General features: G+C 72.0%; 23 protein-coding genes. 22 read left to right on the forward strand and 1 reads right to left on the reverse strand.

Annotated elements, in window-relative coordinates; translation table 11 throughout:
• The first annotated feature begins 6 nt into the window (after positions 1-6).
• From fliF to QMC84_RS05660, 22 genes are all read left to right on the forward strand, one after another.
• On the forward strand, positions 7-1,599 hold the full coding sequence (fliF, locus tag QMC84_RS05555) for a flagellar basal-body MS-ring/collar protein FliF (protein ID WP_300372639.1): 1,593 nt from the start codon (positions 7-9) through the stop codon (positions 1,597-1,599).
• Complete coding sequence (fliG, locus tag QMC84_RS05560; protein WP_300372641.1) at positions 1,599-2,624, forward strand: flagellar motor switch protein FliG; 1,026 nt, start codon at positions 1,599-1,601, stop codon at positions 2,622-2,624. The genes fliF and fliG overlap by 1 nt, the downstream gene beginning before the upstream one ends.
• A 4-nt stretch (positions 2,625-2,628) precedes the next feature.
• Positions 2,629-3,285, forward strand: a complete 657-nt coding sequence (locus tag QMC84_RS05565; RefSeq protein WP_300372643.1) for a FliH/SctL family protein — start codon at positions 2,629-2,631, stop codon at positions 3,283-3,285.
• Positions 3,282-4,601, forward strand: a complete 1,320-nt coding sequence (locus QMC84_RS05570; RefSeq protein ID WP_300372645.1) for a FliI/YscN family ATPase — start codon at positions 3,282-3,284, stop codon at positions 4,599-4,601. Before QMC84_RS05565 ends, QMC84_RS05570 begins: the two co-directional genes overlap by 4 nt.
• Positions 4,598-5,056: a flagellar FliJ family protein gene (locus QMC84_RS05575; protein WP_300372647.1), complete on the forward strand. Its 459-nt coding sequence runs from the start codon at positions 4,598-4,600 to the stop codon at positions 5,054-5,056. The genes QMC84_RS05570 and QMC84_RS05575 overlap by 4 nt, the downstream gene beginning before the upstream one ends.
• On the forward strand, positions 5,053-6,042 hold the full coding sequence (locus QMC84_RS05580; protein WP_300372648.1) for a transglycosylase SLT domain-containing protein: 990 nt from the start codon (positions 5,053-5,055) through the stop codon (positions 6,040-6,042). Before QMC84_RS05575 ends, QMC84_RS05580 begins: the two co-directional genes overlap by 4 nt.
• Positions 6,039-7,382 (forward strand): flagellar hook-length control protein FliK, encoded by a 1,344-nt coding sequence (locus QMC84_RS05585; protein WP_300372650.1) that lies wholly within the window; start codon positions 6,039-6,041, stop codon positions 7,380-7,382. Before QMC84_RS05580 ends, QMC84_RS05585 begins: the two co-directional genes overlap by 4 nt.
• Positions 7,383-7,392: 10 nt before the next feature.
• Positions 7,393-7,860: a flagellar hook capping FlgD N-terminal domain-containing protein gene (locus tag QMC84_RS05590; protein WP_300372652.1), complete on the forward strand. Its 468-nt coding sequence runs from the start codon at positions 7,393-7,395 to the stop codon at positions 7,858-7,860.
• Positions 7,861-7,893: 33 nt separating this feature from the next.
• Positions 7,894-8,778, forward strand: a complete 885-nt coding sequence (locus tag QMC84_RS05595) for a flagellar hook-basal body complex protein (protein ID WP_300372654.1) — start codon at positions 7,894-7,896, stop codon at positions 8,776-8,778.
• A 104-nt stretch (positions 8,779-8,882) separates the two neighbouring features.
• Positions 8,883-9,173, forward strand: a complete 291-nt coding sequence (locus QMC84_RS05600) for a flagellar FlbD family protein (RefSeq protein ID WP_300372656.1) — start codon at positions 8,883-8,885, stop codon at positions 9,171-9,173.
• Positions 9,173-9,940 (forward strand): MotA/TolQ/ExbB proton channel family protein, encoded by a 768-nt coding sequence (locus QMC84_RS05605; protein WP_300372658.1) that lies wholly within the window; start codon positions 9,173-9,175, stop codon positions 9,938-9,940. The genes QMC84_RS05600 and QMC84_RS05605 overlap by 1 nt, the downstream gene beginning before the upstream one ends.
• Positions 9,940-10,848: a flagellar motor protein MotB gene (locus QMC84_RS05610; protein ID WP_300372660.1), complete on the forward strand. Its 909-nt coding sequence runs from the start codon at positions 9,940-9,942 to the stop codon at positions 10,846-10,848. The genes QMC84_RS05605 and QMC84_RS05610 overlap by 1 nt, the downstream gene beginning before the upstream one ends.
• A complete protein-coding gene (locus QMC84_RS05615) occupies positions 10,845-11,315 on the forward strand; it encodes a flagellar basal body-associated FliL family protein (protein ID WP_300372662.1) in 471 nt (156 codons plus the stop codon). Before QMC84_RS05610 ends, QMC84_RS05615 begins: the two co-directional genes overlap by 4 nt.
• A gap of 134 nt (positions 11,316-11,449) precedes the next feature.
• On the forward strand, positions 11,450-12,421 hold the full coding sequence (locus QMC84_RS05620; protein ID WP_300372664.1) for a flagellar motor switch protein FliM: 972 nt from the start codon (positions 11,450-11,452) through the stop codon (positions 12,419-12,421).
• Positions 12,418-13,173, forward strand: a complete 756-nt coding sequence (gene fliN, locus QMC84_RS05625) for a flagellar motor switch protein FliN (protein WP_300372666.1) — start codon at positions 12,418-12,420, stop codon at positions 13,171-13,173. Before QMC84_RS05620 ends, fliN begins: the two co-directional genes overlap by 4 nt.
• Position 13,174: 1 nt before the next feature.
• Positions 13,175-13,579 carry a flagellar biosynthetic protein FliO gene (locus QMC84_RS05630; RefSeq protein ID WP_300372667.1) on the forward strand — a complete coding sequence of 135 codons (405 nt, stop codon included), beginning with the start codon at positions 13,175-13,177 and terminating at the stop codon, positions 13,577-13,579.
• A complete protein-coding gene (gene fliP, locus QMC84_RS05635) occupies positions 13,576-14,379 on the forward strand; it encodes a flagellar type III secretion system pore protein FliP (protein ID WP_300372669.1) in 804 nt (267 codons plus the stop codon). Before QMC84_RS05630 ends, fliP begins: the two co-directional genes overlap by 4 nt.
• A 9-nt stretch (positions 14,380-14,388) precedes the next feature.
• A complete protein-coding gene (gene fliQ / locus QMC84_RS05640) occupies positions 14,389-14,658 on the forward strand; it encodes a flagellar biosynthesis protein FliQ (RefSeq protein WP_300372671.1) in 270 nt (89 codons plus the stop codon).
• An 8-nt stretch (positions 14,659-14,666) separates the two neighbouring features.
• Positions 14,667-15,428, forward strand: a complete 762-nt coding sequence (locus tag QMC84_RS05645; protein ID WP_300372673.1) for a flagellar biosynthetic protein FliR — start codon at positions 14,667-14,669, stop codon at positions 15,426-15,428.
• A gap of 7 nt (positions 15,429-15,435) precedes the next feature.
• Entirely contained in the window at positions 15,436-16,581 is a 1,146-nt protein-coding gene (locus QMC84_RS05650) for an EscU/YscU/HrcU family type III secretion system export apparatus switch protein (RefSeq protein WP_300372675.1), read from the forward strand.
• Positions 16,582-16,663: 82 nt separating this feature from the next.
• Complete coding sequence (gene flhA / locus QMC84_RS05655; RefSeq protein WP_300372677.1) at positions 16,664-18,709, forward strand: flagellar biosynthesis protein FlhA; 2,046 nt, start codon at positions 16,664-16,666, stop codon at positions 18,707-18,709.
• The gene (locus QMC84_RS05660; RefSeq protein WP_300372679.1) at positions 18,706-18,990 is read left to right on the forward strand and encodes a hypothetical protein; all 285 of its coding nucleotides are present in this window, start codon (positions 18,706-18,708) and stop codon (positions 18,988-18,990) included. Before flhA ends, QMC84_RS05660 begins: the two co-directional genes overlap by 4 nt.
• Positions 18,991-19,474: 484 nt before the next feature.
• Here QMC84_RS05660 and QMC84_RS05665 read toward each other — a convergent pair whose 3' ends face one another.
• On the reverse strand, positions 19,475-21,334 hold the full coding sequence (locus QMC84_RS05665) for an ABC transporter ATP-binding protein (RefSeq protein ID WP_300373102.1): 1,860 nt from the start codon (positions 21,332-21,334) through the stop codon (positions 19,475-19,477).
• Positions 21,335-21,415 lie beyond the last annotated feature (81 nt).

Below are 21,415 nucleotides of genomic sequence, written 5' to 3' on the forward strand. Positions count from 1 at the left end.
CCACTGATGAAGCAGCAGCTGAACCGCAGCCTCACCAACCTGCGGGCCACGTTCACCTCGTTCACCCTGGGCCAGCAGGTCGTGTCGGTGATCGGTACGGCGGCCATCCTGCTCGCCGCGTTCCTCGTCTTCCGGTGGGTCTCCACCCCGGACTACGCGCCGCTCTACAGCAACCTGGCCGCGTCGGACGCGTCCGCGATCGTCGACGAGCTCAACGCGCAGGGCACGCCGTACGAGCTGGCCAACGGCGGCTCCACGGTCATGGTGCCGCGCGACTCGGTGTACGCGACGCGGATCTCGCTGAGCGGCCAGGGGCTCCCCGAGCAGAGCAGCGGCCAGGGCTACTCGCTGCTGGACAACCAGGACATCTCGACCTCGGAGTTCCAGGAGCAGACCGACTTCAAGCGGGCGATGGAGGGCGAGCTCGCCTCGACGATCGAGGCGGTCGACGGCGTCACGACCGCCGTCGTGCACCTGGCGCTGCCGCCGGCCAAGGTCTTCAGCGACCAGCAGGACCCGCCGACCGCTTCGGTGCTCATCGACACCGCTGCCGGAACGACGTTCGACGCCGAGCAGGTCCAGGCGATCGTGCACCTGGTCGCCTCGAGCATCGACGGCCTCGACCCCGGCAACGTGACGGTCGCGGACTCCTCCGGGAAGGTGCTCTCCTCCAGCGACGCCGGCGCCCTGGGTGCCAGCACCCGCGACCAGCAGGTCGCGGGCTTCCAGCAGCAGACGAGCCAGCGGATCCAGAGCATGCTCGACCGGGTGCTCGGCCCGGGCAACTCGACGGTCCAGGTGACCGCCGACCTCGACTTCGACAAGTCGGTCTCGGAGTCGACGACCTACGGCAAGAACAAGAACGTCCCGCCGCTGTCGTCGAGCACGAGCACCGAGAAGTACGACGGCCCGGCCGGCGGGTCGAGCAGCAGCGGCGTGGTCGGCCCCGACGGGCAGATGGACAGCTTCGGCGCGACCGGTGCGGGCGGCAAGTCGTCCTACGTCAAGGAGTCGACGACCTCGGACAACGCGGTCGAGAAGGTCATCGAGCACCGCGAGACCGCGCCCGGCAGCGTCAACTCGCTCCACGTCGGCGTGGTACTCGACACCACCGCCGCCCAGACCGTCAACCCGACCGACGTGCAGGACCTGATCGCGGCGACCGTCGGCATCGACCCCGCCCGCGGCGACACCGTGCAGGTGACGACGATGCCGTTCGACCGGACCGCGGACAAGGCGGCCGCCGACGAGCTCGCCGCCGCGGCCGAGGCCGCCAAGACCCAGCGGATGTGGGACCTGGCCCGCAACGCCGGCATCGCCGTCGCCATCCTCGCGGTCCTCCTCATCGCGTGGCTTCGCTCGCGCAAGAGGTCGAAGCGTCGCGAGAAGACCACGACGTACCTCGTGGAGCAGCTGCGCAACGACGCGGCCGAGCGCCAGGCGGCGGCGATCGCGATCCAGGACGCCCCCGCTCTGGAGGCTCTCGAGAGCCGCGACCGGGCCGGTGACGAGATGCGCCGCGAGCTCGCCGACCTGGCCGACGGCCAGCCGGAGGATGTGGCCGCGCTGCTCCGCGGCTGGCTGGTGGACCGTCCCTGATGGCGATGAACACGATGAACCTGACGGCCATCGGCGTACGCAAGGCCGCCCTGGTCCTGATCCAGCTCGGGAAGGACCACGCTGCCTCGGTGCTCAGCCATCTCACCGACGCCGAGGTGGAGGCGATCTCGGCCGAGATCGCGCGCCTGGAGTACGTCGACCCGGCCGAGAGCAAGGCCGCCCTCACCGAGTTCCGCACGATGGCCGGCGCCCGCGCCAACATCGCGCGCGGCGGCCTGGCGTTCGCCCGCACGATGCTCGAGCAGTCCCTCGGCGCCGAGCGCGCGGGCGAGATCATCGAGCGACTGCAGGCCGCGGCCGTCCAGATGCCCTTCCAGTTCGTGCACCGCGCCGACCCCTCGCAGCTGCGCACGTTCATCGCCGACGAGCACCCGCAGATCATCGCGCTGGTGCTCGCCCACATGACCGCCGAGAAGGCCTCGCTCGTGCTCTCCGGGCTGCCGTCGAACCTCCAGGCCGAGGTCGCGCACCGGATCGCGGTCATGGACCGGACCTCGCCCGAGATCATCCATGCCGTCGAGACCACCCTCGAACGCAAGCTGTCCTCGGTGCTACAGCCCGCGGAGATGTCGCGGGTCGGTGGCGTCGACCCGCTCGTGAGCATCATCAACCGATCCGACCGGGTCACCGAGCGGCAGATCGTCGAGGGCCTCGAGGCGCTCGACGCCGACCTGGCCGACGAGGTCCGCAGCCGGATGTTCATGTTCGAGGACATCGTCAAGCTCGACGACCGCTCGGTCCAGCTCGTCGTCCGCCAGGTCGACCAGGCCGAGCTCGCCCTCGCCCTCAAGGGCGTCAGCGACGCCGTGCGCGCCAAGATCACCTCGAACCTGTCCAGCCGCGCCGCCGAGACCCTGCTCGAGGAGGTCGACCTGCTCGGCGCGGTGCGCCTCGCCCAGGTCGAGGAGGCCCAGCAGGCGATCATCCGGCGGATCCGCCAGCTCGAGGAACAGGGCCAGATCATCATCAACCGCGGCGGGAGCGACGATGAGTTCGTCTCCTGACGAGATGCCCGTCCAGTACCGCGCCGCGCCGCGGCCGGACCTGCGCACCGGCGTGTGGACCCGCCTCGGCGACTCCGCGGTGCTCGGCGACGCGGTGACCGAGGCGGCCCTCGGCGGCCTGGCCGAGCGCACCCACGTCGCCGCCAGCTCGCAGGGCTACGCCGTGGGCTGGGCCGAGGGCCGGCAGGAGGCGCTGGTCCGCGCGTCCGAGGCCGAGGCGGAGGCGGCGCAGCGCCGCCGCGACGAGGAGGACCGGCGCGAGCGCGAGCACCGGGCAGCCGTCGCGGCGCTCGCAGATGCTGCCGCCGCGCTGCGGACGGCCGCCCAGGAGACGACCGCCCGGATCGCCGGCCAGGCGACCCAGCTCGCGTTCGAGCTGACCGAGGAGCTGGTCGCCCACGAGCTCTCGGTCGCCACCGACCCCGGAGCCTCGGTCATCGCTCGCGTGCTGGCCGCGCTGCCGGACGACACCGGCGTGACGGTCCGGGTGCACGCGACGACCGCCTCCTCCAGCTCCGCCGGGCTCCTCGTGGAGCACGGGGTGCGCCTGGTCGTCGACCCCGACCTCGGACCCGGCGACGCCGTGGTCGAGACCGACCGGGCTGCCGTGGACCTGTGCGTCACCTCGGCCCTCGAGCGGCTGCGCGAGGTGCTGCGATGAGTCACCCCACGGGCATCCTCACCGCCGATCACGGATGCCGGGCCCGGCTCGCCGTCCGGCCGCTCGCGCTCGGGCGTGTGGTCGGTCTGCTCGGCCTGCGGGTGACCGTGTCCGGCGTGACCGCCGCGCTCGGCGACCTGCTCGAGGTCCGCGGCCTGGCGGGCCCGGTGCCGGTCGAGGTCGTCGCGAGCGGCGACGGACAGCTGACCTGCCTGCCGCTGGGCGCCACGACCGGGCTGCGCGTCGGTGACCACGTCGTCAACCACGGGGAAGGCCTGCGCATCCCGGTCGGCGAGGCGCTCCGCGGGCGCGTGCTCGACGGCCTCGGCCGACCGATCGACACCGGACCCGCACTCGACGACCTCCCGACCGCGGTGGTGGACAACCTGCCGCCGGCGGCGCTCAGCCGTCCCCGGATCGACCAGCAGCTCGGCCTCGGCGTGCGCGCCATGGACGCGCTCATTGCCTGCGGTCGTGGCCAGCGCCTCGGCATCATGGCCGGGTCGGGCGTCGGCAAGTCGAGCCTGCTGTCGATGATCGCTCGCGGCACCGACGCCGAGATCTCGGTCATCGCCCTGATCGGCGAGCGTGGCCGCGAGGTCCGGGAGTTCCTCGAGAACGACCTCGGCCCCGAGGGCCTGCGCCGGTCCATCGTCGTGGTCGCCACCTCCGACGAGCCGCCCGTGGTCCGGCTGCGCGCCGCGTTCGTCGCCACCCGGATCGCCGAGTGGTTCCGGGACTCGGGGCGGCACGTCGTCCTGATGATGGACAGCCTCACCCGGGTCGCGCTCGCCCAGCGGGAGATCGGCCTCTCGGCCGGCGAGCCCCCCGCGACCCGCGGCTACCCACCGAGCGTGTTCGCGCTCCTGCCCCGGCTCCTCGAGCGGGCCGGCACCTCGCCCGAGGGCAGCATCACCGGCCTCTACACGGTGCTGGTGGAGGGCGACGACCTGCAGGACCCGATCGGCGACTCGGCACGGTCGATCCTCGACGGCCACGTGGTGCTCTCGCGGGACCTGGCGACCTCGGGTCACTTCCCCAGCATCGACGTGCTCGAGTCGATCTCCCGGGTCGCCTCCGCGATCATCGACCCCGCAGGCCGCGCGGACACCACCCGGCTGCGCCGGCTGCTCGCGGCGTACCGCTCGGTGCGCGAGCTGGTCGAGATCGGGGCGTACGTCGCCGGCACCGATGCCGACGCCGACGACGCCCTGGCGCTGATGCCGAGGATCAACGACTTCCTGCGTCAGGACATGTCCGACGCGACACCGACCGCGGACACCTGGTCCGCGCTGCACGAGCTGGTGACCCCGTGACCCGACGCGCCGAGACGAGCCTGCGTGGCCTGGTCCGGCTCCGCAGCCTGCGCGAGCGCGACAGCAGGCTCGGGCTCGCGACCGCCCTGATCGAGGAGAACGCGGCAGCCGCGCAGGTGCGGGCGCTCGAGGAGCAGGTCTCCTCGACGCCCGAGGTGGAGGTCAGCGACCTGAGCGCGTTCCGCGCGCGCCAACACCGGCTCGAGGCCCTCGTCACGGCGCTCTCGGAGGCGCGCACCGCCCACGCTTCGGCGCACCGGCTCGCGCTCGCCGCCCGGAGCCGGTGGGTCGAGGACCGCAGCCGGCTCGCCGCCGTGGAGTCCCTCGTCGCCCGGCGCGCCGCCGCCGTGCGCGAGGAGCGCAGGCGTCGGGAGAACCGCGAGCTGGACGCCATCGGCGAGGACCTCTGGCGTCGGGCCCAGATGGCCGACACCCCGAGCTCGGACGCCTCATGAGCATCGCCGACGTCACCTCCCGGATCAGCCAGATCCAGTCCCAGCTGGCCCTGCTGGCACCGCCGACCACCAGCACTGCCACGTCGGCCGCGTTCGCGACCTCGTTGCGTCAGGCGGTCACGCCGACCAGCACGGCCGGTGCCCTCGGCACGACCGGCTCGGCGGGCGCCGGCGACGCCGTGGTCGCCGCGGCGAGGAAGTACCTCGGCGTGCCGTACGTGTGGGGTGGCACCGACCCGGCCAAGGGCCTGGACTGCTCCGGCCTGGTGCAGCGCGCCTACCAGGACCTCGGCTACGAGCTCCCCCGCGTCTCCTATCAGCAGGCCGAGGCGGGCCGGCCGGTGAGCGGCGGCCTCGCCAACGCGCAGCCCGGCGACATCCTCGCCTTCGGGTCACCGGTCCACCACGTCGGCATCTACATCGGCGACAACCAGATGATCGAGGCACCACGTCCCGGGCTGGACGTGCGGATCGGCCCCGTCTACGAGACGCCGAGCGCGATCCGGCGGGTCGTGCCGGACGCAGCCACGAGCGCACCGGTCACCCCGGCCGGGGGCGTCGTCCCGGGTCCGGTGGCGGCCGGGAGCGCCGCCCGTCTGGCCCCGGGAACGCCGTACGCGTCCCTGTTCGAGTCGGCCGCCGAGCGGTACGGCGTCAGCCCCGCGCTGCTCTCCGCGGTCGCCCGCCAGGAGTCCGGCTACAACCCGCGCGCCACCAGCCCGGCCGGCGCGCAGGGACTGATGCAGCTGATGCCCGGCACGGCCGCCGGGCTCGGCGTGGAGAACCCCTACGACCCGACCCAGGCCGTCGACGGCGCCGCCCGGCTGCTCAGCAGCCTGCTCGACCGGTTCGGGAGCACGCCGCTGGCGCTCGCCGCCTACAACGCCGGGCCGGGCGCCGTCCTGCGGTACGGCGGGATCCCGCCCTACCCCGAGACCAAGAACTACGTCCGTTCCGTGATGTCGACTCTGGGAGCCGCCGCATGACCACCACCCCGATCGGCCCCGCACCCGTCGCCGTCGCCGACCCGAACGCGTCCGGCACCGCCGGCGCTGCCGGCGCTGCTTCCGATGGCGGCACGGGCGGGGACGCCTTCCTCGCGCTGGTCCAGGCCCTCCTGGACGCCGGCCCCGTTCCGCAGCCACCCGGAGCGGTCGCCCCGGGCGCCGCCGACGGCACCCCCACCGGCCCCGGCGCGGACGACCCGGGCGCCTCCGACCCCGACGCCGAGCTCCCCGGCCCGCTCGACCCGGCGCTGGTCACCGGCGTGGTCCCGGCGCTGGTCACCGGCCTGGTCGCAGCCGTCCCCGTCGTCACCACCCCCGTCGTCACCACCCCCGTCGTCACCACCGCCGTCGTCACCGCTCCAGCTCCCGTCACCGCTCCCGTCACCACCCCCGTCACCACCCCCGTCACCACCCCCGTCGACACGGCGACCGGGTCATCGACCGCGCCGGCCGGCGAGGCCTCCGACGCCGTGGCGGGCGTGGCAGCGGGCGGCGCGTCCGCACTCCGCTCCGCCGCCCCGGCTGCCACAGCCGGCGCGCACCCCCTGCCGGCCCGGCTCACCACCAGCCCCCAGCAGGCGACTCCGGACGCCGGCGCCTCGATCGCGAGCACCACCGCGACCGGCCCCCGACCGGACCGCGGCACAGGCGAGCCCGCCGCGGCCACGAACGCCACCGCCTCGCCCGCCTCGACCTCCAGCCCGGTCGTCCCGGCCGTCCCGGTCGGCGCCGTCGCCCCGGCCGCACCGGTCGCGGCACCCGCCATCGCGGCGACCGGCCCGGTGGCTCACCAGGTCTTCCCCGAGGTCGTCCGGCTGACCACGAGCAGCGACGGCCCGCAGCGGGTCACGATCCGCCTGAACCCCGAGTCGCTCGGCGAGGTGCGCGTCGTACTCACGCAGCGGCAGGGCGGCCTCGAGGTCAGTCTCAGCGCGGGCGCCGAGGCCCGCCGAGCGCTGGCCGAGGGCACTCCCGAGCTGCAACGGCTGCTCGACGCGGTCGGACGCAGCGACGCCCGGATCGTCGTGCGCGACGGATCCGGACTCCCGGTGGCGTCGTCGGCACCGTCAGCGCCATCGGCCGGCACCTCGGGCCAGGCCGGCGCCCAGCAGGGGGCCGGGACGCAGTGGTCCAGCGACCTCTCCGGCGGCGCCTGGAGCGGCACCAGCCGCAACGGCGGTGAAACCGCCGCGGACCACGGCCGGAGCACCATGCCTGGAAGCAGCAACGCCACGGACGGCATCCCCGACGCGACGGTCTCGTCGCGACGACCTGCGACGGTCACGGGGGCCCGCACGGGTCTCGACGTGACGATGTGAGGAGGAACCCGTGTCCGTTTCGGCAACCGAGGCCGTCACCCCCACCGGGATGTACCAGTCGACAGCCGCCACCGGCTCGAGCGACGACAAGGAGATGTTCCTGAACCTGATGGTCGCCCAGCTGCGCTACCAGGACCCGATGAACCCCGCCGACTCCGGCGAGTTCCTCGCCCAGAACGCGCAGTTCACGGCCCTGGAGAAGATGCAGGACGTGGCCGACCAGACCGCCGCGCTGCTCGCCGCCCAGATCTCGTTCGGCGCCAGCGGGCTCGTCGGCCGGTACGTCACCTACCTCGGCGAGGACGGCGCCTCGGTGTCCGGCCTCGTCGGCTCGGTGACCTATGACGCCAACGGGCCGACGCTCGTCGTCGACGGCCAGGACGTCACCCTCGGCCAGGTCCAGGCGGTCAACGCCACGGCCCCGACCGGCGACCCGGCCACCTCGACCGAGGATCCCGCCTCCTCCACCAACGCCTGACCACCCGCCCCTCCCACCCACCAGGAGACACCCATGCTTCGCTCCCTCTTCGCCGGCATCAGCGGCCTGCGCGTCAACCAGACCATGCTCGACGTCACCGGCAACAACATCGCCAACGCCAACACGATCGGCTTCAAGTCCAGCTCGACGGTCTTCCAGGACACGCTGTCCCAGATGCTGACGGCCGGGTCAGCGGCCGGGGGCGGCCTGGGCGGCACGAACCCGATCCAGGTCGGGCTCGGCGTGCAGGTGGCAGCCACCAACACGAACCTCAACCAGGGTGCGAACCAGACCACCGGCCGGCCCACCGACCTGATGATCAACGGCGACGGCATGTTCGTGGTCATGCGCGGCAACGAGACCACCTACACCCGGGCCGGTGCTTTCAGCTGGGACAACAGCGGCACCCTGGTCTCCCCCGGGGGCGGCCGGGTCCAGGGATACACCGCCTGGGACCCGGTCACCGGACTGCACACCGGAGCGCTGGCCGACATCGAGCTGCCCGAGAGCTACGACCGGGCCGCCGATCCCACCGCGACGCCGCCGGTCACCGCGGCGACGTTCGAGCTGTCGTCCTACGAGATCGGCCGGGACGGCAAGCTCACCGCGACCTTCGAGGACGGCACGAAGCAGGTCGTCGCCCAGGTCGCGCTCGCCAACTTCAACAACCCGATGGGCCTGGCCCGGGCCGGGGAGACCAGCTTCACCACCACCGCCAACTCCGGTGGGGCCGAGCTCGGCGTGGCCGGAGAGGGCAGCCGCGGCGTGCTCAGCCCCGGCTCGGTCGAGATGTCGAACGTCGACCTGGCCGCCGAGTTCACCAACCTGATCCTCGCCCAGCGCGGCTTCCAGGCGAGCTCACGGGTGATCACCACCTCCGACCAGGTCCTCGAGGACCTCGTCAACATCAAGCGGTAGCCGTCGGCTGGACGCCCGGACCGCTCAGGTCCGGGCGCCCAGCGCCGATGAAAACAGTGCGAGCGCCACGGACGGCTGCTCGGAACGGCCCAAGGACGGTGCACATGATCACACTCAGGCGACTCTCGGGAACGGTGTTCGCGCTCAATTCCGACCTGATCGAGCGCGTCGACTCCACGCCGGACACCGTCGTCACCCTGGTCGACGGCAAGAAGTACGTCGTCACCGACACCCTCGACGAAGTGGTCGCGGCGGTCAGGTACTACCGCGGCGAGGTCCTCGCGCTGAGCTCGTTCATCGACGTCGAGCCGTGGCCCCAGGAGCGCGCGAAGCTGGGCACGGTCACCGAGCACCCGGCGGCGCAGCTGAGCCGGATCGACCGAGCTGACGGCTGATGGACCCGGCAACCCTGATCGGGGTCCTCGTCGCGTTCATCATCGTCGTCGTGGTGAACATGCTCGAGGGCGGCAACCCGATGGCCCTCATGCTGCTCCCACCGATGCTGCTGGTGTTCGGTGTGACCCTCCTGATCTCGCTGGCCGGCGGCACCATGGCCGACGCGAAGCTCGCCATGCGCGGCCTGGTCCGCGCCTTCACGGGCAGCGCGCCCAACAGCGCCCAGCTGGTACCCCAGCTCGTCGCCTGCGCCGACAAGGCCCGTCGCGAGGGCCTCCTCGCTCTCGAGGACGCGGTCGCCGAGCTCGACGACGAGTTCCTCGCCAGGGCGCTGACGATGGCGATCGACGGCACGGACCCCGAGGAGCTCCGCGACATCCTGGAGGCCGAGGTCCAGGCGAAGAAGGCCGAGACCAAGCAGGCGGCGCGGTTCTGGAACTCCGCCGGCGGCTACGCCCCGACGATCGGCATCGTCGGCACGGTGATGGGCCTGGTCCACGTGCTCGAGCAGCTCGCCGAGCCCGAGAAGCTCGGCCACCTGATCGCCGGCGCGTTCGTGGCGACCCTTTGGGGCGTGATGTCGGCCAACGTCATCTTCCTGCCCATCGGCGCCCGGCTGATCCGTCTCGGCGAGCTCGAGGCCGCGCAGATGGAGCTGGTCATCGAAGGGGTCGCCGCGGTCCAGGCCGGCTCGAACCCGCGCATCGTCGCCCAGCGGCTGCGCTCGCTGCTCCCGGTCGGCCAACGTGAGGAGGAGGCCGCCTGATGGCCGCCCCACCTCGACGCCGCAAGAAGCCACCGGAGCCAGAGGAGCACGACAACCACGAGCGGTGGCTCGTGACCTACGCCGACATGCTCACGCTGCTGATGGTCCTGTTCATCGTGATGTTCGCGATGAGCCAGGTCGACGAGGCGAAGTACAACGCCCTCAAGTCCGGCCTGGCCGAAGGCTTCGGCGCGGAGAGCTCGATCATGACCGGCAGCACGTCCGTGCTCCAGGACAACCTCGCCGAGAAGGGTCCGGACTACCTCAGCAGCCAGGCATTCCAGGCGATGCCCGCCGACCAGCAGCAGCTCGTGCAGGCCGCGGTCACCGCCGAGGAGCGACGGCGCCTCCAGGCCCAGTACGCAGAGGCCGCGGCCGAGGCCGAGCGGCTCGAGGCCGTCCGCGACAGGCTGATGAGGGCGCTGCGCGCCGCCGGTCTCGCCAAGGACGTGCAGGCGTCCATCGACGACCGTGGTCTCGTGGTCAGCCTGGTGTCCCGGCACGTCGTGTTCGAGCCGAACATCGCCCAGCTGAGCGGCCGCGGCGAGCGGGTCGTCGACACCCTCTCCGCCGTGCTCCGAGACGTGCCGAACGCGCTGCGGATCGACGGCCACACCAACCAGGAGCCGGTGAAGCCACGGTTCTTCGCCACCGACTGGGACCTCTCCGCGGCCCGCGCGGTGACCGTGCTGCGCCGGTTCAACGAGCTCGGCGGGGTACCGAAGAAGCGGCTGTCGCTCTCGGCCTTCGGCCACGAACGGCCGCTGATCGACCCGGACACGCCGGGATCGCAGGAGATCAACAAGCGGGTCGACATCGTCGTCCTCCCGCAGACCAGCTTCGAGGCCACCCAGCTGATCGATGACGTGATGGACGCCCGACCGGGCGGACAGGGGGCAGAGGGATGAGTGTGACCGCCATCAAGCGAACCAAGGACAAGACGAACGACGAGACCGCCGAGGCAGGCGGGAAGAAGGCGAAGGGAGGCAAGAAGAAGAAGCTCCTCCTGATCGGGGTCGCGCTGCTCGTGATCGCGACCGCGGCGTACTGGTTCGTGCTGAAGCCGAGCGGCTCCGCGGAGGAGGGACCGAAGCCCGGCGCGATCCTGCCGCTGGAGTCCACGCAGATCAACCTGGCCTCCGGCCACTACCTGAAGATCGGGATCGCCCTCCAGCTCGTGGAGGGCGCACCGGAGGAGGTCGACGGGAGCAAGGCGCTGGACGCCACCATCGAGCTCTTCAGCGGCCGGACCATCGACGAGGTCGCGAACACCAAGGACCGCCGCGAGCTGAAGGACGAGTTGGAGGCAACGCTGGAGAAGGCCTACGAGGACGAGGTCATGGGTGTCTACTTCACGGAGTTCGTCACGCAATGACCCGATGATCGGGGCAGCCAGTGCCCCCCACGACCAGGTCGCTCCCGACTCCGTGAGCTGACCCACAACCAGGTGGGAGATCGACGCCGGGACTTCCCGAGCCGACTTCTCTCAGGAACGCGCCGGACGGGCCGATGGAAGTCATCGTGGCCTCCTCCGACGCTTCCGTCACGGACCCCGGCACCGCGCCCGCAGCGGATCGGCGGACCCGGCGCGCGTCCGCGACCCCGCAGCCGTACGACTTCCGGAGGCCGATCCAGCTCTCCCGCGAGCATTCGCGGATGCTCCAGCTGGCCTTCGACGACTTCTGCCGGCAGGCGACCACCGTGTTCACCTCGTCGCTGCGGACCGTGTGCGGGGTCAGCCTGTCCTCGATCGAGCAGCGCACGTATGCCGAGTACGTCGACTCCCTGGACGCCTCGACCTACCTGACGTCGTTCTCCGCGGAGCCACTCTTCGACCGGGGGGTCTTCGAGATCCCCCTGGTCGCGGTGATGACCTGCGTCGACCACATGCTCGGCGGCCCGGGCCGCCTCGAGCAGCCGGAGCGGCCGCTGACCGAGATCGAGGCCAGCGTCGCGAGCGGCATGATCCAGCGGCTCCTCGGCGAGCTGCGCTACTCGATGGCCTCGATCGTCGCATTCGAGCCGGTCGTCCGGGGTGTCGAGTACAGCCCCCAGTTCGTCCAGGTCGCCGGCGCCTCCGACGTGATGGTGGCCGCGAGCCTGGAGCTGCGGATAAACGACCGCACGTTCCGGATGACCATGTGCATGCCGTTCTCCGGCCTGCTCCCCCACCTGCTCCGTGCCGCGGCGCCCGTGGCCGTATCCGAGCGGGAGCGCGCCCAGCGCGCCCAGGCCGCCGCCGAGCTCGCCGACCAGTTCCAGCGGGTGCCCGTCGAGGTCGCGGTGAGCCTGCGACCGACGAGCATCAACCCCGCCCAGCTCGCGACGCTGCGTCCCGGCGATGCCCTCCGCCTGCGCCATCCCGCCGCGGCCCCGCTCGAGGTCGTCGTCGACGGCACCTGTTTCGCGCACGCCACGCCCGGGACCAGCGGGTTCCGGCTCGCCGCCCTGATCGTGGGCACCCCGAAGGAGAACGCATGACCACCGTGCAGACCACCGTCGACCTCGAGCTGGCCACCCGGGCCGCCGCGGCAGCCATCACCGTGCTGCCGGCGGCCGAGCCGCTCACCGCCGGCACCCCGCGCGCGGGCGAGCCCGGCGACGGCGCGACGTTCGCGGGCGCGGTCGTCGCAGAGCTCGACGGTCGCGCCTCCGCACCGGTCGCCGTCCTGGTCGGAGCGGACCTCGTATCCGCCCTCGCCGCCAGCCCGATCGGCGGGCTCGACCTCGCCGCGGCGCTGCAGCCCGCGCTGGACGCGGCCGCCCAGGCGCTCGGCGCCCGGGCCGGGGCCGCCCGCCAGGTGGAGGCCGTCACCGTCTCTGCCGACCTCGGCCAGCCGTTCGTCATCGTCCCGCTCGACGGCGCCGCGGCGGTCGCCGCGCTCCTGCTGCCCGAGGCGCTGCTCGTCCCCGACGTCGACGCCCTCGAGACCCCGTCCCTCACCCCGGCGCCGGCTTCGGGGTCGGCCAGCACGGTCGGCGTCCGGCGCGGCATCGAGATGCTGCACGGCGTCGACATGGAGGTCACCGTCGAGATCGGCCGGGCCCGGATGACGGTGCGCGAGCTGCTCGACCTGGCTCCCGGGGCCGTCCTCGAGCTCGACCGGGCCGCCGGCAGCCCCGCGGACCTGCTGGTCAACGGCCGGCTGATCGCCCGCGGCGAGGTCGTCGTGATCGACGAGGACTTCGGGCTGCGGATCACCGAGATCGTCACCGACACCACGGCGGGCTGACGTGCTCGAGCTCACCGTCCGCCTGCTGGTCTCGCTGTCCCTCGTCATCGGGCTGCTCCTGCTGCTCGCCCGGTTCGGCGGGCGGCGCTTCCGCGGCGGCCGCGACCCCATGGTGCGGGTCCTGCACCGCCACCACCTGTCCCGCGGCTCGACGGTCTCCGTGGTCGCCGTGGGCAGTCGGCTGCTCGTCCTGGGCGCCACCGAGCACCAGGTCCGCGTGCTCACCGAGCTCGACCCCGACGACCTCGCCACCACCGACGCCGAGGTGCTCTCCCTGGCGGAGGGTCCCGCCGAGCGCCCGGTCGCGTCCGATCCGGCCGCGGCAGCCGGTGCACTGGCGGGGTCGGTCCTCAGCGCCGCCACCTGGCGCCAGGCCCTGGCCGCCGCGACCCGGCGGAGCTCGTGACCGCCCGACTGCGGCGCGCTCTCCTGCTCGTCGTCCTCACGCTGGGCGCCACCTTGGCAGCCCTGGCCGCCGCACCCGGCGCGGCGTACGCCGCTCCCAACGGGCCGAACGGCCCCGACGGACCGCGCGGTGGCAACGGCGTGACCGTCGACCTCGGCGGCCTCACCGACAGCCCGAGCACGTCCGTGACGGTGCTGATCGGCCTCACGCTCATCTCACTGCTGCCGGCGATCCTGCTCAGCTGCACGGCGTTCACGAAGATCTTCGTGGTGCTCGGCCTGACCCGGAACGCACTCGGGCTCCAGCAGACGCCGCCGAACCAGGTGCTGGCGGGCCTGGCCCTGTTCCTCAGCCTGTTCGTGATGGGTCCGGTGCTGTCCGACATCAACGAGGTCGGGCTCCAGCCCTACCTCAACGGGGACAAGACGACGTCGGTCGCGATCCAGGACGGCATCGAGCCACTGCGCGACTTCATGCTCGACAACACCGACGACGATGAGCTGATGCTGCTCACCAACGTCGCCGACCGCGACCTGCCCGAGGACCGGGCCGACGTGTCGACCGCGACCCTGATCCCGGCGTTCGTGCTGACCGAGCTCAAGCAGGCCTTCATCATCGGGTTCATCATCTTCATCCCGTTCCTCGTCATCGACCTCGTGGTCAGCGGCGCGTTGATGGCCCTCGGCATGATGATGATGCCGCCGGTGATGGTGTCGCTGCCGTTCAAGTTGCTGCTGTTCGTGCTGGTCGACGGCTGGGCCCTGGTCATCAAGTCGCTCGTCGCGAGCTACGCCGGCTAGGAGCACGCCATGTCCGACACCGCCATCATCGAGATCGCGTTGCGCACCCTGGTGGTCGCGCTCAAGCTCTCCGCCCCGATCCTGGTCACCTCGCTGGTCATCGGCTTCGCGATCTCGCTGTTCCAGTCGCTGACCCAGATCCAGGAGGCCACGCTCGCGTTCGTGCCGAAGCTGATCGGCGTCGGGATCGCGCTGCTGCTCTGCGGCAACTGGATGATGCACACGCTCGTCTCCTTCACCAACGACCTCTTCGCGGGGATCCCCGCTCTCCTCGGCTGAGCCGATCCATGACCCTGACCGTGGCGGGCGAGCCGCTCGTGGCTTACCTGCTCGCCTCGGTCCGCATCGTGTCCTGGCTCGCCGTGGTCCCGCCGTTCTCCGGACGGGCCGTGCCGATGATGGCGAAGGTCGTGCTCGGCCTCGGCCTCGCCTTCGCCGCGGTCCCCGACGGCGGGTCGATCCCGCTCTCGACGGTGGGCCTGCTCCTCAACGTGGGCACCCAGGTGCTCATCGGGCTCGCGATGGGCTTCGTCACCCAGCTCCTGTTCGGGGCGATCGCCGCGGCCGGCAGCCTGATCGACGTCTTCGGCGGCTTCTCGCTCGCCTCGGGCTTCGACCCGCTCTCGATGAACGCCAACACGGTCTTCGGCAAGTTCCACCAGATGCTGGCCACGGTGCTGCTGTTCGCCAGCGGCGGTCACCTGCTGGTGATCGGCGGGCTGCTGCGCACCTTCCACTTCCTCCCGCTCGGCACCTCCCCGGAGTGGCAGACGGCGCCCGACGTGCTGCTGACCGCCTTCGGGATGTTCTTCACGACCGCCGTCCAGATCGCGCTGCCGATGATCGCGGTGCTGTTCCTGTCCGACCTCGGGCTGGCGCTGCTGACGAAGGTCGCGCCGCAGCTCAACGCCTTCAACGTGATGTTCCCGGTCAAGGTCGGCATGACCCTGCTGCTGGTGGGGCTCTCGTTCCCGGTGCTCCCGCAGGCCGTGGACCGGCTCGTCGACCTGACCACCCAGGCGATGTCCACGCTCGCGGGAGCGGGGTGACCGGCCGATGACCGGCGAGAAGTCCGAGAAGCCGACAACCAAGCGCCGCAAGGAGAACCGCAAGGAGGGCCAGGTCCCGCGGTCCGCCGAGATCGGGGCGTGGTCCGCGCTGCTGCTGATCGCGATGTTCCTCCCCCGCCTGTTCGGCCACGAGGTCGACCGGCTCCGGGAGCTGACCACGACCGCGTTCTCCTCGGCGTCCGATGCCGACGCGGACATCGCCGTACACCTCCTCGGCCAGGCCCTCTGGCACGTGCTCCTCGTCCTGGTCGCCCTGGGCGCCGGCATCGCCGTGGTCGGGGTCGCCGGCGCGCTCAGCCAGGGTGGCTTCTTCCTCGCGACCAAGTCGGTCAAGCCGAAGCTCTCCAAGCTCAACCCGCTGCCCGGCTTCAAGCGGATCTTCGGACCGCGCGCGCTCTGGGAGGGCGCGAAGATGGTGCTGCGCAGCGCCGTCGTGGCGGTGCTGGTGTGGAGCGCGGTGAAGTCGATGCTGCCGCTGATCGGCGGGTTGCTGCCGGTGTCGGTGGTCCTCGACGAGATCGGGTCGCACGCGGTCTCGATGCTCCGCAACGTCGCGGTCGCCGGCGTGCTGCTCGGCGGCGCCGACTACCTGGTCCAGCGGAAGATGATGGGCAAGAAGACCCGGATGTCCAAGGACGAGGTGAAACAGGAGCACAAGCAGTCCGAGGGCGACCCGCTGCTGAAGGGCGCGATCCGCTCCCGCCAGCTCGCGGCCTCGCGCAACCGGATGATGGCCGACGTGCCGACCGCCGACGTCGTCCTGGTCAACCCCACCCATGTCGCGGTCGCCCTCCGCTACGAGCCCGAGCGCGGGGCTCCGCGGGTCGTGGCCCGCGGCGCGGGGGTGATCGCGGCCGCCATCCGCGAGAAGGCTACGGAGGCGCGGATCCCCCTGGTCCGCGACGTACCGCTCGCCCGAGCGCTCTACACGTCCACCACCGTCGGGCAGGAGATCCCCACCGAGCTGTTCGCGGCGGTCGCGCAGGTCCTCGCCTTCGTCCTCAGCCGCCGCGCGCGTGGCCAGTACGGCGGCGAGCACCGCACCCCGCGTAGCGTCGACGAGCTCCCCGAGGTGCTCGCCGCCGGTCGGCGTCGCCGGAACCCCTCAGGCTCGGCGCCTGCCGGCCGATAGTTCACCCGACGCCAGGACGGAGTCGGACAGCGGTGCCAAGGACGGCGCCCGCCTCATCAACCCGTCTCGCCTGGAGGAGCTCGTGCCACTGAAGCGGCTGAGCCAGCTGGCGGTGCCGATCGGCATCGTGATGATCGTCGTGATGCTCGTGGTGCCCCTGCCCGCGATGCTCCTCGATCTGCTGATCGCGTTCAACATCACGGTCGCGCTGCTGGTGCTGATGACGGCGATGTTCGTCCGCCGACCGCTCGACTTCGCCGCGTTCCCCGCGGTGATCCTGGTCATGACGCTGTTCCGGCTCGCGCTGAACGTGAGCGCCACGCGCCTGGTGCTACTCGACGGCTTCGCCGGCAAGGTGATCGACACGTTCGGCCACTTCGTGGTCGGCGGCTCGCTCATCGTCGGCCTGATCGTGTTCTCGATCCTGCTGGTCATCCAGTTCGTCGTCATCACCAACGGTGCCGGACGCGTCGCCGAGGTCGGGGCCCGGTTCACCCTGGACGCGATGCCCGGCAAGCAGATGGCCATCGACGCGGACCTGAACTCGGGCCTCATCGACGAGGACGAGGCCCGCCGGCGGCGGGCGGAGGTGCACGCCGAGGCCGACTTCTACGGCGCGATGGACGGTGCGTCGAAGTTCGTGAAGGGCGACGCGATCGCCGCGATCATCATCACGCTGGTCAACCTGATCGGTGGCTTCGCGGTCGGCGTCGGCCAGCTCGGCATGCCGTTCGGCGAGGCGGTCACGACGTACAGCCTGTTGTCCGTCGGCGACGGGCTCGTCTCCCAGATCCCCGCCCTGCTGCTCTCGGTCGCGACCGGTCTGATCGTCACCCGGGCCACCGGCGAGAACGACATGGGCACCGACATCATGCGCCAGGTCACCGCGAACCGGACCCCCCTCCGGATCGCGGGCTTCGCGGCCCTGACGCTGTGCCTGATCCCCGGGTTGCCGAAGATCCCGTTCATGCTGGCCGGCGGGCTGATGCTGGTCGCGTCCTCCCGGATCAAGGAGGTCGTCGACGACCCGGAGCCGGAGACGGCGGCCGGCGCGATCGCGGCCGTGGACACCCCGGAGCTGCTCGCCGCCGAGATCCAGGTCGACCCGCTCGGTCTGGAGCTGTCCGCCGACCTGATCGACCTGGTGGACCCCTCCAGCGGCGGCGACCTGCTCGAGCGGGTCAAGTCGCTGCGCCGCAAGATCGCGACCGACCTCGGCATCGTGGCGCCTCCGGTCCGCACCCGCGACAACCCCCAGCTGCCGTCGCGGACCTACGCGATCATGCTCTTCGGCATCGAGGTCGCCCGCGGCGAGGCGCCCCCGGGCACGGTGCTGGCCATCGGCGACTTCCTCGGCTCGCTCCCGGGCGAGGCGACGAAGGAGCCGGTCTTCGGGCTCGAGGCCCGGTGGATCCCCGCGTCGATGCGCAGCCAGGCGGAGCTCTCGGGCGCGACCGTCGTCGACCGGGCGTCGGTCATCACCACCCACCTCGCCGAGGTCGTCACCCAGAACGCCGCGCAGCTGCTCGGCCGGGAGGACGTCCGGATGCTGACCGACGTGGTGAAGCGCTCGCACCCGGTCGTGGTCGAGGAGCTCACCCCCACCGTCCTCAGCCTCGGCGAGATCCAGCGCGTGCTCCAACAGCTCCTCGAGGAGGGCGTCTCGATCCGGGACCTGGTGCGCATCTACGAGGCGCTGTCCCTGCAGGCGACCCGCACCAAGGACCTCGACCCGCTCGTCGAGGCCGCGCGACGGGCGCTCGGCCCGGCGATCGCGGCGCCGTACGTCGTCGACAAGGCCCTGCACGTGATCACGTTCGAGCCGCAGCTCGAGCAGCGCGTCCTCGAGTCGCTGCGGCCCTCGGAGTTCGGCTACGCGATCGCGCTGGACCCCGAGTCCAGCCAGGCCCTGCTCACGAACCTCGCGCAGCTGGTCACCGCGGTCGAGAACCGCAACCTGCGGCCCGTGCTCGTGTGCGCGCCCCAGCTCCGGGCGGCGGTGCACCGGCTGGTGCACCCGATCGTCCCGCGGCTCGCCGTCCTCTCCTACCAAGAGCTGCTCGGCGCCGAGCAGATCCGCTCCGAGGGCACCGTCGGCGTCGACGTGCCGCTGGCGGTGGGCGCATGAGCCCGATCTCCTGGCCGGTGGTGACCGGCACCCTGCTCGTCGGGTCGCCGGCGATCTACGCCGCGCGGGTGGCCGGGACGCTCTCGGTCGACACGGCGCTGGTCCGGCTGATGCTCTGCGCCGTCGGCGTCTGGGCGGTCTGCTCGATGGTGGCCTCGCTCTCCCAGCAGGCGGTCGCGTCGAACCGCGCCCAGCAGCAGGCCGCCGAGGCGGCGATCGCACCGGTCACGATGGACGGCGCTCCGGCGGCCGCCGACGCCGCGGCCGAGAGCCCCGCCTGACCGAGGGCCCTCGCCGCCCCCCCCGGGCGCGCACGTGCGGGTCCGGACAGGCAGCGACCCGCAGGCGCTGGTCTCCGAGGAGACCGCTCCGGTGGACGTGATGACCGGATCGCCTGCGGGTCGGGTGACTGCTTGGGATTCGCCAGCAGCCGTCCCGGGGCACTTCCACCCCGGGTGTTGCTGGTGGGCTGCTAGCGGGCAGCCACCTCACGCGTCCTAGAAGAACTCATTCCTCGGACCACCTCCTTTCCCGTGTGCGCTCACCGTAGGTCGCACGCCCGGGGCGTTCAAGGCATTAACCGGCCGGCGACGGGACGCGTGGCCGCCGGCCCTGACCGTCGGCCCTGACCGTCGGCCCTGGGCGGGCGGCCCTGGGCGGGCGGCCTCGGCCGGCGGTGCACCAGCAACCGACCCACACCCCAGAACGGTTGCCCGACCACCGCCGACCCGGAGCCCACCGCCGGCCGGCGGGCGCGGATCCGGGTCAGCCGACCTCGGCGGCCTGGAACTGGGCGTTGTAGAGCCGGGCGTAGGCGCCCTCGGCGGCGAGCAGCTCGTCGTGGGTGCCCTGCTCGACGATCGCCCCGTCCTCCATCACCAGGATCAGGTCCGCGTCGCGGATGGTGCTGAGCCGGTGGGCGATGACGAACGACGTGCGGTCGGTGCGCAGCGCCGCCATCGCGTGCTGGAGCAGCAGCTCGGTGCGGGTGTCCACCGACGAGGTCGCCTCGTCGAGGATCAGCAGGGCGGGATCGGTGAGGAAGGCCCGGGCGATCGTGACGAGCTGGCGCTCGCCGGCGGAGAGGTTCGACCCCTCCTCGTCGATGACCGTGTCGTAGCCGTCGGGCAGCGCATGCACGAAGCGGTCGACGAACGTCGCGCGCGCGGCCTCGAGCACCTGCGCGTCGGTCGCGTCGGGACGTCCGTAGGCGATGTTGTCGCGGATCGTGCCCTCGAACAGCCAGGTGTCCTGGAGCACCATGCCGATCTGCCCGCGCAGCACCGAGCGGGGCATCCCCGCGATGTCGACGCCGTCCAGGGTGATCCGCCCCGCGTCCACGTCGTAGAACCGCATCACGAGGTTCACCAGGGTCGTCTTGCCCGCGCCGGTCGGGCCGACGATCGCGACCGTCTGGCCCGGACGCGCGACCAGCGACAGGTCGGCGATCAGCGGCCGGTCCTCGTCGTACCGGAACGACACGTGCTCGAAGGCGACCTCGCCCCGGCGGACGGCCGGGGTGCGGAGCGCCGCGGGGTCGACCGGCTCCTCGTCGGCGTCGAGCAGCTCGAAGACGCGCTCCGCCGACGCGACGCCGGACTGGAGCAGGTTGGCCATCGACGCCACGGTCGTGAGCGGCTGGGTGAACTGCCGGGTGTACTGGATGAACGCCTGCACGTCGCCCAGGGACAACGAGCCGTTGGCGACCCGCACCCCGCCGATCACGGCGATCGCGACGTAGTTGAGGTTCCCGATGAACATCATCGAGGGCATGATCAGGCCGCTGACGAACTGCGCGCCGAAGCTGACCCGGTAGAGCTCCTCGTTCTCCTCCGCGAAGGTCTGCTCGATCTCGGCACGCCGACCGAACACCTTGACCAGCGCGTGGCCGGAGAAGGCCTCCTCGATCTGCGCGTTGAGCGCGCCGGTACGCCGCCACTGGGCCACGAACTGTCCCTGCGAACGCTTCATGATCTGCGCCGTCACGACCAGCGACAGCGGCACGGACGCCAAGGCGACCAGCGCGAGCAGCGGCGAGATCCAGAACATCATGCCGAGCACGGCCACGACCGTCATCAGCGAGGTGAGCAGCTGGCTCATCGTCTGCTGCAGGGTCTGGCTGACGTTGTCGATGTCGTTGGTGACCCGGCTCAGGAGCTCGCCGCGAGGCGAGCGGTCGAAGTAGCCCAGCGGCAACCGGTTGATCTTGTCCTCGACGTCCTGGCGCATCCGGCGCACGGTGTTCTGCACCACGGTGTTCAAGACGTAGCCCTGCAGCCAGCCGAGCAGCGAGGCGCCGGCGTAGATCGCGAGCACCAGCAGCAGCACGTGGCCGACGGCGGTGAAGTCGATGCCCTCGCCGGGGACGACGTCACGGCCCTGCACGGCGTCGGGCAGGGCGGAGTCCGGGGCGCCGGCGGGGAACTGACGGCCGATGAACCCGTCGAAGACGAGGTCGGTGGCGTGGCCGAGGATCCGCGGCCCGCTCGACATCAGCGCCACGCTGGCCACGCCGAGCAGCACCACCACGGCGGCCTGGCCACGATCCGGCCGCATCCGTCCGATCAGGCGCCGCGCCGACGGCCCGAACGTCATCGCCTTCTGGCCGACCATCCCGCCGCCCATCGGGCCGCGCCCGGGTCCGCCCTGGGGCGCCTGGATCCGCTCGGTCGCCTGGAACCCCTTGCCCTTGCCGCCCGGGCCGCT

Source organism: Nocardioides sp. (assembly GCF_030019515.1).
GTDB lineage: Bacteria > Actinomycetota > Actinomycetes > Propionibacteriales > Nocardioidaceae > Nocardioides.